Raw genomic sequence first — 12,692 nt, 5'->3', positions numbered from 1 at the left:
AGGAGCCCCATAGAGGCCCTCAGAAAAAGCAAAAAGCAGTGTGGTGGGAAAATATCGCGATCGCGACCTACGGTCGCTAAAAACAACGAACCCCATCAAAATAATGGGGTTCGTCATCAGTCTGAGGCGCCTTTAGGCGCCTTTTTCGCATGTGCGCTCCCCACAACAGTGCCATCTCCTTCACCACATACGCAAAGAAGGGTCGTGTGGGTGAGAACCTGCGTTCAGGTTCGAGTCTCGCTTGCGAGACAACGGCGGCGGCCGGTCATCCTGCACGACCCACCGTACCGGTGTCTAATGTCCGCACCCTACTACTCTTTTGACCTACCCGGCCCCCCCCTTCAACCCACGGTGATATCTCCCTCACCCTAACCCTCTCCCCAAGGAGAGGGAACAGTCGGTGCCACCAGCAATATCGCCATTAACCTAACTATCGACGAACGCAAACAGCCAATCATCCTGCACGCCCCACCGTACCGGTGCCTAATGCAAGCACCCCACTCTTTTGACCTACCCGGCGATCGCCCCCTCAGCCCGCGGTGATATCTCCCTCACCCTAGCCCTCTCCCCAAGGAGAGGGAACAGTCTGTGCCACCAGCAATATCGCCATTAACCTAACTATCGACGAACGCAAACAGCCAGTCATCCTGCAAAACTAACTTCCTCCAAAAACAAAAAAGGGGGCCGAATAATCAGCCCCCTCTTCAAATCAACCGCTCACCCCAAACTCAAGCCGCCAACGTCGCCCCACCATCAATCACAATATCCTGCATCGTGATATGGTTAGCCCGGTCAGACGCCAGGAACAGAATCGCATCGGCAATTTCCTGCGGCTGGGCAATCTTGCCCAACGGGATACCCAACTTAAACTGGTCGGGGAAACCCTTGATCATATTGCTTTCGCCGTGTTCGTCCTGCCACATCCCGCGCAGCATCGGGGTATTGGTCGAACCGGGGGAAACCAGGTTACTGCGTACGCCATAAGGCGCCATTTCCAGCCCCACAGTTTGACACAGGCTGCGCATCGCGGCCTTGGAGGCGCAGTAGGCCGCCATGCCAACACGTGGCACATGGGCCGCGTTAGAGGCAATGCTCACAATGGCCCCCTGCTTCTGACGGCGGAATACCGGCAAGGTATGACGGAACAGGTTAAAGGCACCACCGGCGTTCACCGCCATGCAGGCAAGCCAGTCCGCATTGCTGGTTTCATCGGTCAGCCCCATGCGCAGAACGCCAGCCCCATTGACCAACACGTCCAACCGCTCATGTTCTGCCAATAGTCGCTGGCAAACGCTATCTACCGCAGCAGCATCGGTGATATCCAGCACTTCGGTACGAAATGAATAGTCCAGATCGCCAAAATGCAGATCGAAGCCGATAACCTCGGCTCCACTCTGTGCAAATGCCAATGCGGTTTGATAACCAATCCCCGCTCCAGCACCGGTCACCCAAACGCGTTTACCGCTAAATTCCTGTTCTTTGGTCATCAGGATTTCCTCTCGGAAAGCAACGCCCACCAGCTATCGATCGTGGGTGATTTGGCCAGTGCAATAAAATCGATATCTTCACGAATTTTACGCCAGCGGGTTGCCAACTCCATGATACGCACCGAGTCCAAGCCGTAATCGATCAGGTTTTCATCATTGCCGATGTCTTCGCTATCTTCATCAAGCAACGGGATAATTTGCTGGCGCAGCGCATCAATGCTGGCAATACCGGGTAGCAGATCGGCGGTGGTCACCACGCGGCCACAGCGCCCAGCGGTGTAACGCAGAGCCATCAGGTGTTCCTCGCGGGAGAAGTCTGCCAGGCCATCGGCCACCATAAACGGCTTGATGTTACGCATAAAGGCGTCGATAGCCGTGGTCATGCAACCGATATGCGCGTAGACGCCGCAAATAATCAGCTGATCGCGCCCACTTTCTTGCAGGATCTCTTGCAACGGCGAGCGGTGGAACGCGCTGTAACGCCACTTAACCAGCACCGTGTCGTCAGCTTCCGGTGCCAATTCGCTGACTACCGCCTGCTGCTCAGGATGCTTGTTCAGCCCCGGCCCCCACATATCATTCAGCAAGGCACGGTCTTCATCGCTTTGCTGATTAGGCTGCGCGGTATAAAACACCGGGATGCCCTGTTGCTTGCAGTAGCGGCGCAGAGCGGCGATGTTCTCGACCACCTGTTTGATCAACGGGCTATCTTCGCCCCAGAAATTGAGGAAATATTGCTGCATGTCGTGGATCAGCAGTGCTGCGCGCTGTGGCTCGAAGGCCCAGTTAACCTTGTTAACCGGCAGTTCGCTCGGCGTTGGCAACGCATAATCGTTAAGTTTAGGGATCGCCATGACTTATTCTCCTTTGGCCTGAGCCAGTTGTTGCGCTTCCAGGCGTTCACGCAGCAGTTTTTTATCGACTTTACCGACCGGGGTTAACGGTAGTGACTCCACCTGAATAAAGCGGTCGGGCAATTTAAATTCGGCCACGCCCTGCTCACGCAGATGGCGGCGCAGCACCACGGGTTTGATGGCCTCGTGCGCGATGATAAAGGCGCAGCTTTTTTCCCCCATCAGATCGTCCGGCATCGACACCAGCGCGGCGTTAATCACCGCAAGGTGGCGCAGCAGCAGATTTTCAATTTCTTCTGCGGCAATCTTTTCGCCACCGCGGTTGATTTGGTCTTTCTGCCGCCCTTGCACCTGCACATAACCGTCCGCCGTCAGGCTGATCAGATCGCCGGAACAGTAGAAACCGTTCTCGTCAAAGGCTTCGGCATTATGCTCAGGGCTTTGGTAATAGCCGCGGAAGGTGTATGGCCCACGGGTCATCAGGCGGCCCGTTTCCCCTACCGGCAGCGGATTGCCTTGTTCATCTGCCACCCACAGCTCATCGTCCGGGCACATAGGCGTGCCTTGGGTGGTGAGAATGTGTTGGTCGTCGTCATCCAGCAATGTGTAGTTCACCAGCCCTTCGGCCATGCCAAACACCTGCTGCAACTGGCAGCCGATCTCATTGCGTATGCGGGCTGCCAGGGTTTCCCCCAATTTGGCTCCGCCGACCTGCAGCAGCGCCAGGCTGGCTAACGGCTGATTGCTGCCCCACTCTTCGATCGCCTGTAACCACAGGGTAACCGCAGGCGGCACCAACGCGGTGACCGTGATCTGATGCTGTTCGATCAGTTTGAAGCATTGGGCAGCCGCAGGATCGCTGGCAAATACCACCAGCCCGGCACCGTAAAACCCCCCCAACACGCCCGGAGAACTCATTGGATAGTTGTGGGCCACCGGCAACGCACACAGATAGCGGGTAGCACTGTCAAAACGGCAAATCTCCACGCTGCGGCGGATGCTGTAGTAATAATCGTTATGAGTGCGCGGGATCAGCTTCGGCGTGCCGGTGCTGCCACCGGAAAGCTGGAAAAACGCTACCTGATCGGCAGCCGTTGGCCTCGGTTCAAAAGCACCGAGTTCCTCTTCCAGCCAAGCCGCCAACGCCTGTTCACCTTCGGCCTGATTACGCAGCCCAACCACCCGTAGCGAAGGATGCTGTTCTCTGAACGTATCCAGGAACTGATCCTGAGCAAACAGGGCGTGATCGCGATCGGCAATCAGCAGCGCAGGCTTGATTTGGCTGGCATAGGCGTTCAGTTCACTACGTTGATGGCTGAACAGGGCATTCACCGGCACCACGCCGATTTTTAACAGAGCAAAGAACACCACATAGAATTCAACCACGTTGCCAAGTTGAACCAACGCGGTATCGCCCGATTGCAGTCCGCGCCGTAACAAGGCGGCACCTAGACGGTCGGAAAGCTGTTCCAGCTGGCGATAGCTTAAGCTGCGTTGCGGGTCGATCATGGCAATAGCATCGTTATCTGCCTGACGGGACAAGATGTCGGTCAAAGGCCGATCGATCCAATAGCCGCGTTCGCGGTAACGGCGCGCGAACTCTTCAGGCCAGGGGGTAAAAGCAATAGTCATGGGGGACTCTCTATCCTTGATTAAGGCCAAACGCACGCAGAATGGTGCTGAGTTTGGTACCGGTTTCGTGCCATTCGGACTGCGGGGAAGAGTCCTGCACGATGCCCGCACCGGCAAACAGGCGTACCTGATTACCCTTGACGGTGCCGCAACGTATGGTAACGACCCATTCTCCGTTGCCCTCGGCGTCACACCATCCGACGATGCCACCAAACAGCTGCCGGTCAAACGGCTCAAGCTGTTCGATAAGATCGCGCGCTGCCAGCGTTGGGGTACCGCATAATGCCGGCGTCGGGTGCAACAGGCAGGCCAGCGACAGGGCATTCTCTGCCCGATCGGCCACTTCACCGTCGATTGGCGTCGAAAGATGCCATAACGTAGTGGTGCTGAGCAGCTCCGGGATAGCGGGAATATTTAAATGACTGCAACGCCCAACCAGGACCTGGCGCATGCCTTCGGTCACGATCTGGTGCTCATAACGGTCTTTGCCTGACACCAACAGCTGTTCGCTGACGGCCCGATCCCGCTGCGGATCGCTTTCGCGCCGTGCCGATCCCGCCAGCGGATTGGAATGGAACTGGTCGCCAAATTTACGCAGCAGCAGCTCTGGGCTGGCTCCCACCAATGCCCCCTCTGCCAGCGGCACGTGGAAATGGAAGCCGTGCGGATTCTGGGCAATGATGCGCGCCATCAGCGCTGCGTGGTCTACCGGCTTGCTGGTTTCAATGTCCAACAGGCGGGCGAGCACCACCTTATCCAATCGATCACCGCTAGTTGCCTGTACGGCATCGCTAACCATCTGCATAAACTGCGGCTGCGCTGGCAATTCGGTTTGCCGGACAATCTCAGGGATCGGTCCAGCAGCAGGCGCCAAACTGGACTGTAGGGATTCGCGATCGAACCATTGCGTCTGTTGCGGGATAAACAGTGACGAGGGTTGACGAGTATCGAAAGGGATCGCGCCACACAGCAGCGGATCCTTGATGCCTGCCTTGCGGGCCTGCGCAAAGGCCTGCTGTATCGCCTGCTGGAATTGGCCCTGCAGGTCATCGCCATCAACCGCTGGCATGGTGATGCGGGCAAAGCATCCCTGGGTGCTCAGACTGCGAAAAGGCGAGGTAAAAAAGAAACCTGAAGTCGGGGATATTGTGGCGGCCTGTGCCAGATCTACACCCTGTTGCAGGTCCTTTTGCGCAGCGCCCTTAACGGCTACGTCCATAGGTACTTCCTCTTGTTTCATTAACAATAACCAATATAATAATGATTATCATTTGTATTGCATCCGCGATAAAGTACCTGCCAGAACTAACCATGTCAATAAACGTAACCTCTTCTGCTAACCCACATTAACGGTTAAACTTGGTGGTTTCTGACCAATGAATGATAATCATTCGGATTAAAAGGATCTCACCGATGTCAATTCCCCTGCGGCTCAGCCTGGCGCTGTTTGGCCTGCTGGCGTTGAGCGTGGCCCAAGCCGAGACTCAAGCCTGGCCGCGCAGTATTGAAACCTCGCACGGCGTTATCACCCTTAACCAACCCCCACAGCGCATCGTTTCCACCAGCGTGACGGTTACCGGGACACTGCTGGCGATCGACGCCCCAGTGATTGCCAGCGGAGCCACCAGCCCAAACAACCGGCTATCGGATCGGCAGGGCTTTTTCCACCAGTGGGGAGAGATTGCGGCCAAACGCGGAGTGAAGCGGTTATATATTGGTGAACCCAACGCCGAGGCGATCGCCGGTGAGGCACCAGACCTGATTGTGATGTCCGCTACCGGGGCCGACTCCGCGGTGCGCCTGTACGATCAACTGTCAGCAATCGCTCCGGTGCTGGTAGTGAACTACGACGATAAAAGCTGGCAGGAACTGGCCAACATACTCGGCGTAGCGACCGGCCATGAAGCACAGGCGGAGAAGATCGTCAGTGAGTTTGATCGCCGTGAGAAAACGCTGAAACAGCAGATGACATTGCCACCCCAACCCATAACGGCACTGGTGTTTCGCAGCGATGGCAAGAATGCCAACCTGTGGACCGCCGACTCATCCCAAGGGCAACTGCTGCAACAGCTAGGCTTTACCCTGGCCACTTTGCCGCCAAAGCTCAACGCCAGCACCAGCCAAGGGGCGCGTAAAGACATCGTGCAGCTCGGCGGTGAAAACCTGGCGGAAGGCTTGAATGGGCAAACGCTGCTGTTATTCGCCAACGATGAAAGTGATGCACAGCGGCTGATGAGCAACAGTTTCCTGGCTCATCTGCCAGCGGTGGAGAATAAGCGGGTTTACCCATTGGGGAACGACACCTTCCGCCTGGATTATTACAGCGCCAGCAACTTGCTGACGCGTCTGGAAAAGCTGTTTATTTCTCCGTAGTCGCGGTGGCGGGTTGGAGTTTCTCACTCTGCCCGCCCATGCTCACGTTGCGTAGGCCACGCATGGCAAACGCCAGCACCACTGCCAGCAGCGCTGCACCAAAACCGAAGCTGGTAGAGCTCATCGCTGGCAGCATAAATGCCCCCATCGCACCAAGCAGCAAAGCACCAAGCGCATCCCCCACTACGTTCTGCGCGGTCCACAGGCCGTTAATCCGGCCTAGAAACGCGTCCGGCGTAAGGTTCTGTATCAGGCCATATTGCAGCAGCGAGTTCAGCGCGCTGAGGTAGCCAAACACCACCAGGCATAACAGCGCCATGCCGTACCAAGGCATCAGGCCAAACAACCCCACGGCCACGAAAGCCGCTATCGCCGTGATCAACATCATCCAGCCCGGCCGCGCCACCTGAGCCACTCGGCCACTGGTAAATGCGCCAATCGCCGCCCCTAATGGCACCGCCGCATACATGATCCCCAGGCTCTGGGTAGTGACCTGCCACATACCGGAGATGGCCGGATATAACACTCGCACCGCGCTGGCCATGGTCATCAACGCACCAATCAGCGCTACCATGCCAATCACCTTGTTCTGGAACAGGAAGGTGAAGCCGCCGATCAGCGCCCTCAATGGATGTTCACGAGGCTGTGGCGGCGGTGGCAACTGAGGCAATTTTAATAGCGGGATCAAGGTGATCAACGTCCCCAAGGCCGCCAGCGCATAGTTCCAGCTGATACCTGCCCCGGCGATCACCAACCCGCCGATAGCGGGAGACAGGATCGACCCAAAGCGTACGGTCAGCATGCTGATGGCCCCGGCCTGCACGATATTCTCACGGCCAACGATCGCCGGTGTCGCCGCCAGCAACGCCGTCACGCCTACCGCACCAAAAAATCCGTCCCATACCGCTAGCAGATAAATCGCCGTTAGCGAAGGTGCTGGCAGCGCAGCATTGAGGCACAACCCCAGAAAGCCCACACCGCAGGTTGAGCGCGCAAACAGGATCAACCGACGGCGTTCATAGCGATCGGCCAGCACCCCGCCCATCAGCAAACCGGCAAACATTCCGCTGCCCGCCAGGGTCACCGACAACCCGACCAACAGGGTTGAGCCGGTTAACGCCTGGATCTGCACCGGAATGGCGATCGCCATCAAGCCCAATGCCAGGATCGAAATAAAACGGGCGCAGAATACGGCACGAAAAGCGGGGTTGGTCCTAAGCAGGCTAAAATCGAGCAAAATAGAGGGTTTATTCATTTTGTTATCACCACAACTTATATCCTTGATCTTCCACAAACAACGACACGATATTCGAGAGGCTCAGCGCTAGTGCTGGTTAGGCTGCCATGCTACCATAGATAAATACAATCAATAATGATAATAGATATCATTGATATTCAGTTAATAATGGGCTGTCATGTTCCGGCTTACACCTAATTGCTCTCCTCCGCTTCCTGACCGCAGGGGCATTCTGTTTCTGGGGTTATCCCGCTCCTTCTGGCAACGCCTGTTTGGCCTGCTGTGCGCCTTTGCCGTGCTGCTGCTGGTGATGATGCTCAGCCTATCGCTGGGGGCTAAATCCATTCCTTTCAGTAACGTCGTCGCCGCGCTGAGCGGCCAATGCAGCGGCGCAGACTGCGTCATCATTACCGAAGCACGTCTGCCACGCACGCTTATCGGCGTATTGGCTGGCATCGCGCTTGGGCTGGCTGGCGCGCTGATGCAAACCCTCACCCGCAACCCGCTGGCAGACCCTGGTATCTTGGGGGTTAACTCCGGGGCAGGTTTCGCCGTGGTGTTGGGCATTACCTTCTTTGATGCGACCAACGTCAGCCAATATCTGTGGTTCGCCTTTGCCGGTGCGCTGTTTGCCTCGCTGTTGGTGGCGCTGGTGGGCGCAATGGGCGGCAGCCGCGTTAATCCTGTACGCCTGACGCTGGCCGGGGTGGCGCTGGCCGCCGTGCTGGAAGGGATGACCACCGGCATCGCTCTGCTCAATCCTTTGGTGTTCGATCAACTGCGTTTTTGGCAGGCTGGCACACTGGACATTCAGAATATGGCGGTAGTGCGCAGCGTCGCATTGCCAATCCTGCTGGGCACGTTGATCACCTTGTGGCTTAGCAAGGCGTTGAACAGCTTGAGCATGGGGAGTGAGCTTGCAGCGGCGCTCGGCACCGGAATTATTCGCACCCAACTGCTTGGCCTGTTAGCTATTACGCTGCTCTGTGGCGGAGCTACCGCCGCCGTTGGCCCTATCGCCTTTGTCGGGCTGATGATGCCCCACATTGCCCGGCGGCTGGCGGGGTCAGAACTCAACTGGATGCTGCCCTGGACGCTGGTTTTAACGCCTATTCTGCTACTGAGCGCTGATTTACTGGGGCGCTTTCTGGTCGCGGGGGAACTGCGGGTCTCCATCGTACTTTCCCTGATCGGCGCGCCGATGTTGATTATGTTGGTGCGCCAGCGCCGTATGTTCCGGCGGGGAGGATAAGATGAGCCTGTTGGTTTCCCGCCAGATCCTCGCCAAAAAGCCGTTTCGGCTGGCGCGTCCGTTGGCAACTGCCCTGCTGTTGTTATTCGCCTGCCTTGCGCTGGCGGTTTATGCCCTCGGTTCTGGTACCTTGCAGCTCAGCGCGGCGCAGGTGATCGACGCGTTACGCGGCGAAGGCCCGGCCAATCTTGCGGTGATCGTCACCCAGTGGCGTTTGCCACGTGTGGCCATGGCTTTACTGTTGGGGGCAGCGCTCGGCCTCAGCGGTGCGATTTTCCAGTCACTATTGCGTAACCCGCTCGGCAGCCCTGACGTGATTGGTTTCAATACGGGAGCCTATAGCGGAGTGCTGGTCGCCATCGTGCTGTTTAACAGCAGCGTTATCGGCATTACCTCTGGGGCGTTGGCCGGTGGCCTGCTTACCGCCGGGGTGGTTTATCTGTTGGCCTGGAGCAACGGGGTAGAAACCTTCCGCCTGATTATTGTCGGGATTGCCGTTCGTGCCCTGCTGTTGGCCGCCAATACCTGGATGATCGTCAGCGCCTCATTGGAAGCGTCCATGACCGCCGGGCTGTGGAACGCCGGTTCTCTCAACGGCATCACCTGGGCGAAAAGCCTGCCGGTGCTGGCGGTGCTGCTGCTGGCATTACTGGTATTGCTGACGTTGACAAGGCGTATGCGGTTGTTGGAAATGGGGGATGACACCGCCTGCGCACTCGGCGTTGGGGTTGAACGCTCCCGGCTGTTGTTGTTGTTGGTCGGCGTGATACTAACCGCTGCCGCCACCGCCGTGGCCGGGCCGATTTCCTTTATTGCCCTGGTCGCCCCGCAAATTGCCCGCCGCCTGTGCGCCAACCAGTATGTCTTACTGCTCACCGCGCTGACCGGTGCCCTATTATTGCTGGCGGCCGATGTGGCAGCGCAGCGCCTGTTTATGCCTTATCAGTTGCCGGTCGGCGTGTTGACCGTCAGCATCGGTGGCATCTATCTGATTTGGTTACTTATCCGTGAGTCACGAAAAAAATGAATGCTGAAACCCCGTTAACCGCACCATTGCGTGCCGAAAACCTGACGCTGAGCTACGACAAGAAAATCGTCGCACGCGATCTTTCAGTGTCTATTCCTCACGGCGAACTGACGGTCATTATCGGGCCAAACGCCTGTGGTAAGTCCACGCTGCTGCGCACCCTCAGCCGCCTGATGCAACCGCAGGCGGGTTCAGTGTGGCTGAACGGCCGACAAATCCGCGAATATCCCACCAAGGAAGTCGCACGCCAACTGGGCCTGTTACCGCAAAGTTCGATTGCCCCAGGCGATATCACGGTGTTCGATCTGGTTGCCCGTGGCCGCTACCCTCATCAGAGCCTGTTCAGCCGCTGGCGCGACGAAGATCAGCAGGCAGTGGAACAGGCCATGCGCTCAACCGGCGTGGCACAGTTGGCCGATCAACCCGTCGATACCCTTTCCGGTGGCCAACGCCAGCGGGTGTGGATCGCCATGGTGTTGGCCCAGCAAACGCCGCTGCTGCTGCTGGATGAACCGACCACCTGGCTGGACATCACTCACCAAATCGATCTGCTGGAACTGCTGCGCCAGTTGAACCGGGTGAATCATTACACGCTGGTAGTGGTGCTGCACGATCTCAACCATGCCTGCCGCTATGCCACCCATCTGATCGCCATGCGCGACGGCAAAGTGGTGGCAGAGGGCGCGCCAAAAGACATTGTTACGCCGGAATTGATCGAGGAAGTTTACGGGCTGAAGTGCGTGATCATCGACGATCCGGTCTCGCATACGCCGCTAGTGGTGCCATTGGGGAAATAGCAGACAGCAAACTCACAATGAAAAATCAGGCCACCGGCTGATAGCCGATGGCTCTACTGAGACTTCATCACCGTGAGCGCGCCAGCCGTCTAACTAACTATGGCCGTGCAAGGTTGAAAAACCTTTACGCAGGCGGCCACCGTCGAACTCCATTTACTTGGCAGGCGCGACATCCAATACCGTTACGTTATAGACCATGGTCGATCCCGGCAGGATATCAGGGGGCAGACCTTTATCGCCGTAAGCCAAGCTTGGCGGTACGACCATCGTGATACTGCCGTGATTTTGTAGCTTCGAGATCGCCGTTCTGAATATCGGTGGATAGCTGCTCAGTAACTGGGTGACCGAGGTGCCTGCCGCCTGCATATCCTTGATGACTTTACCGTTGATCAGGCTCTCTTTTACCGCCACGCTGACCATGTTGTTTGCGCCAAGAGCCCCCTTTCCGGTCTTATCGATCCGGTAAAAGTAGCCTAAAGCCTCTTTTTTCACCTGTTTTTGCTTGGCAAACTGCTCGATGTAACTTGCGCCTGCCTTTTCGGTGTCCAACTTTTGCTGCTGTGCATTACGTTGCACCAACTTTTCGCTGGCATCCAACGCCTTGTCGATCTGCTCCGGTTGCAGCTTGAGCTTGCCCGCGAAGGTATCTTGCACCCCCGCCAGCGCCAGACGGCTGTCCACTTCAACCCCCTGAGCCGCCCGCTGTTTGAGCAAGGCCAGCATGTCTTCTGCCAGTGAACTGCCGATGGCATAATCACGGATCTCAAGCTCTGACTTCGGCTCTATGATTTCTCGAGGCTGCGTAGCCAACTGTTGCTGCAGCCGGCTGTTTTCCGCCTGTTGCTGTTCGTTGGCTACTTTCAGCATCGTCAGTTGGTTGTGCAGGCTTTCATCCAGCGCAAGCTGCAAGATGGGTTTAGCTTCAGCTTTCGCAGATAACTCGGCCAACGCCTTTTTCGCTTGCTCGGCCTGTTGACGGCTGTCGTTCAACTCTGCCTGCAACGCCTTGTTTTCCTGGCTATTATCGGTGTGTGCTTTGGCCAGGGCAGCCAACTGCTTCTGCAACGCCGAGCTCTGTTGGCGGCTTTGGTCCAGCGCCTGCTGTAGCCTACCGTTTTCGTTGGAGTTCTCACCTTTAGCCGTCGCCGCAGCCACCATATCCTGCTGCATCTGATCCGTCGCCTGCAAATTCTCCTGCAGGGTCTTTTTCAACTGGCTAACCTCGGCACGAGCATCCGCATCCTGCTGTGCTGCCTGACGCAGTTGCTGCAGCTCTTGGTCACGTTGAGCAAGGGCAGCATTCAACTGTTTGATTTGCGCTTGCAGGGGAGATGACTCGCGGGTCTTGGTATTGGTGGAAGGTTTACTCACTTTCCTTTCTGCAGGAGGGCTGATCTCATTCAGTTGTGAAGGGCTCAACAGCAACAACGCCGGAGCCTCACTCTCTTGGCTGGTGATCGCTTCCAAGGCCTGGATGGTACTGGCCCTGTTATCCTTGAGTTGCTCTGCACCCAATGCGCAGCCCACCGGCAACGTCAGGCTCAAGGCCAAACCATACTTTAACCCCAACTTCATTTCACGCTCTCCATTTTGCGGATCAGTCCGTTAAGCAAGTCTTGCCCGATCTGTGTACACAGCTGATTGGTTTTATATTTATACAGTGCGTCTACCGTATTTTTGGTCAATGCGTTCACATCACCACGTACCCCGCTGTAAAACGAGGCGTTGGCCAGCAGACTGTCAAAATTGGCCTTCCTGACTGCATAGGTCCGAGGACTAACGGTTTGCAACGCGGCAAGATCGCTCTGACACCTGCTTATAGGCGTCGGTTCTTGCGGGGATGACGGAGTCTCAACGACAACAGGCGTAGGCTCCGCAGTCGGTGTGACAGACGAGGTGACCGGGCGTTCATTCGCGCAGCCAGCCATCAGCAGGACATTGCTGATGATCAGACAGGCAAGCAGTGGCTGCCGGTATCCACGGGTTTTCTGTAGCTGTTTCAAATTTTATTCCTTCCTGACTGGATAATGTCC

At 56.9% G+C, this 12,692-nt stretch carries 11 protein-coding genes; 4 read left to right on the top strand and 7 right to left on the bottom strand.

Annotated elements, in window-relative coordinates; all coding sequences use genetic code 11:
• Positions 1–728: 728 nt before the first annotated feature.
• From dhbA to ACMV5I_RS17435, 4 genes are read right to left on the bottom strand one after another with little or no spacing between them, the layout of a single operon-like run.
• The gene (dhbA, locus tag ACMV5I_RS17450; RefSeq protein ID WP_414824941.1) at positions 729–1,487 is read right to left on the bottom strand and encodes a 2,3-dihydro-2,3-dihydroxybenzoate dehydrogenase; all 759 of its coding nucleotides are present in this window, start codon (positions 1,485–1,487) and stop codon (positions 729–731) included.
• Positions 1,487–2,341, bottom strand: coding sequence for an isochorismatase family protein (locus ACMV5I_RS17445; RefSeq protein ID WP_414824940.1), 855 nt, complete (start codon positions 2,339–2,341; stop codon positions 1,487–1,489). Before ACMV5I_RS17445 ends, dhbA begins: the two co-directional genes overlap by 1 nt.
• 3 nt (positions 2,342–2,344) lie before the next feature.
• The gene (locus ACMV5I_RS17440) at positions 2,345–3,973 is read right to left on the bottom strand and encodes a (2,3-dihydroxybenzoyl)adenylate synthase (protein WP_414824939.1); all 1,629 of its coding nucleotides are present in this window, start codon (positions 3,971–3,973) and stop codon (positions 2,345–2,347) included.
• A gap of 10 nt (positions 3,974–3,983) precedes the next feature.
• Positions 3,984–5,192: an isochorismate synthase gene (locus ACMV5I_RS17435; RefSeq protein WP_414824938.1), complete on the bottom strand. Its 1,209-nt coding sequence runs from the start codon at positions 5,190–5,192 to the stop codon at positions 3,984–3,986.
• Positions 5,193–5,386: 194 nt separating this feature from the next.
• Here ACMV5I_RS17435 and fepB point away from each other — a divergent pair, with 194 nt between their 5' ends.
• Complete coding sequence (fepB, locus tag ACMV5I_RS17430; protein WP_261457364.1) at positions 5,387–6,346, top strand: Fe2+-enterobactin ABC transporter substrate-binding protein; 960 nt, start codon at positions 5,387–5,389, stop codon at positions 6,344–6,346.
• Here the strand turns inward: fepB and entS are convergent.
• Positions 6,333–7,601 carry an enterobactin transporter EntS gene (gene entS, locus ACMV5I_RS17425; RefSeq protein ID WP_121607457.1) on the bottom strand — a complete coding sequence of 423 codons (1,269 nt, stop codon included), beginning with the start codon at positions 7,599–7,601 and terminating at the stop codon, positions 6,333–6,335. The two genes, fepB and entS, sit on opposite strands and share 14 nt — an antisense overlap.
• Positions 7,602–7,761: 160 nt before the next feature.
• On the opposite strand from entS, the gene fepD reads away from it, so the two are divergent.
• Genes fepD through ACMV5I_RS17410 form a run of 3 tightly spaced genes read left to right on the top strand, consistent with a single transcriptional unit; the run spans position 7,762 to position 10,659 of the window.
• Positions 7,762–8,835, top strand: coding sequence for a Fe(3+)-siderophore ABC transporter permease (fepD, locus tag ACMV5I_RS17420; RefSeq protein ID WP_121607458.1), 1,074 nt, complete (start codon positions 7,762–7,764; stop codon positions 8,833–8,835).
• Between the two features lies 1 nt (position 8,836).
• Positions 8,837–9,862 (top strand): iron-enterobactin ABC transporter permease, encoded by a 1,026-nt coding sequence (gene fepG, locus ACMV5I_RS17415; RefSeq protein WP_202671333.1) that lies wholly within the window; start codon positions 8,837–8,839, stop codon positions 9,860–9,862.
• Entirely contained in the window at positions 9,859–10,659 is an 801-nt protein-coding gene (locus tag ACMV5I_RS17410) for an ATP-binding cassette domain-containing protein (RefSeq protein WP_021807045.1), read from the top strand. Before fepG ends, ACMV5I_RS17410 begins: the two co-directional genes overlap by 4 nt.
• Before the next feature lie 153 nt (positions 10,660–10,812).
• On the opposite strand, the gene ACMV5I_RS17405 is transcribed toward ACMV5I_RS17410, so the two are convergent.
• Together ACMV5I_RS17405 and ACMV5I_RS17400 are read right to left on the bottom strand one after the other, a co-directional pair.
• Positions 10,813–12,234, bottom strand: a complete 1,422-nt coding sequence (locus tag ACMV5I_RS17405) for an FKBP-type peptidyl-prolyl cis-trans isomerase N-terminal domain-containing protein (protein WP_414824937.1) — start codon at positions 12,232–12,234, stop codon at positions 10,813–10,815.
• The gene (locus tag ACMV5I_RS17400) at positions 12,231–12,662 is read right to left on the bottom strand and encodes a hypothetical protein (RefSeq protein WP_414824936.1); all 432 of its coding nucleotides are present in this window, start codon (positions 12,660–12,662) and stop codon (positions 12,231–12,233) included. The genes ACMV5I_RS17405 and ACMV5I_RS17400 overlap by 4 nt, the downstream gene beginning before the upstream one ends.
• Positions 12,663–12,692 lie beyond the last annotated feature (30 nt).

This window comes from Serratia sp. T13T92 (genome assembly GCF_047530105.1).
GTDB lineage: Bacteria > Pseudomonadota > Gammaproteobacteria > Enterobacterales > Enterobacteriaceae > Chania > Chania fonticola.
Note: the sequence above shows the minus strand (reverse complement) of the source record. Positions and strands in the feature narration are given on the sequence as shown.

Coding starts and splice junctions, on each gene's coding strand:
- ACMV5I_RS17410 (WP_021807045.1), top strand. CDS start 9,859: ATGAATGCTGAAACCCCGTTAACCGCACCATTGCGTGCCGAAAACCTG.
- ACMV5I_RS17440 (WP_414824939.1), bottom strand. CDS start 3,973: ATGACTATTGCTTTTACCCCCTGGCCTGAAGAGTTCGCGCGCCGTTAC.
- ACMV5I_RS17435 (WP_414824938.1), bottom strand. CDS start 5,192: ATGGACGTAGCCGTTAAGGGCGCTGCGCAAAAGGACCTGCAACAGGGT.
- entS (WP_121607457.1), bottom strand. CDS start 7,601: ATGAATAAACCCTCTATTTTGCTCGATTTTAGCCTGCTTAGGACCAAC.
- fepD (WP_121607458.1), top strand. CDS start 7,762: ATGTTCCGGCTTACACCTAATTGCTCTCCTCCGCTTCCTGACCGCAGG.
- fepG (WP_202671333.1), top strand. CDS start 8,837: ATGAGCCTGTTGGTTTCCCGCCAGATCCTCGCCAAAAAGCCGTTTCGG.
- ACMV5I_RS17445 (WP_414824940.1), bottom strand. CDS start 2,341: ATGGCGATCCCTAAACTTAACGATTATGCGTTGCCAACGCCGAGCGAA.
- fepB (WP_261457364.1), top strand. CDS start 5,387: ATGTCAATTCCCCTGCGGCTCAGCCTGGCGCTGTTTGGCCTGCTGGCG.
- ACMV5I_RS17405 (WP_414824937.1), bottom strand. CDS start 12,234: ATGAAGTTGGGGTTAAAGTATGGTTTGGCCTTGAGCCTGACGTTGCCG.
- dhbA (WP_414824941.1), bottom strand. CDS start 1,487: ATGACCAAAGAACAGGAATTTAGCGGTAAACGCGTTTGGGTGACCGGT.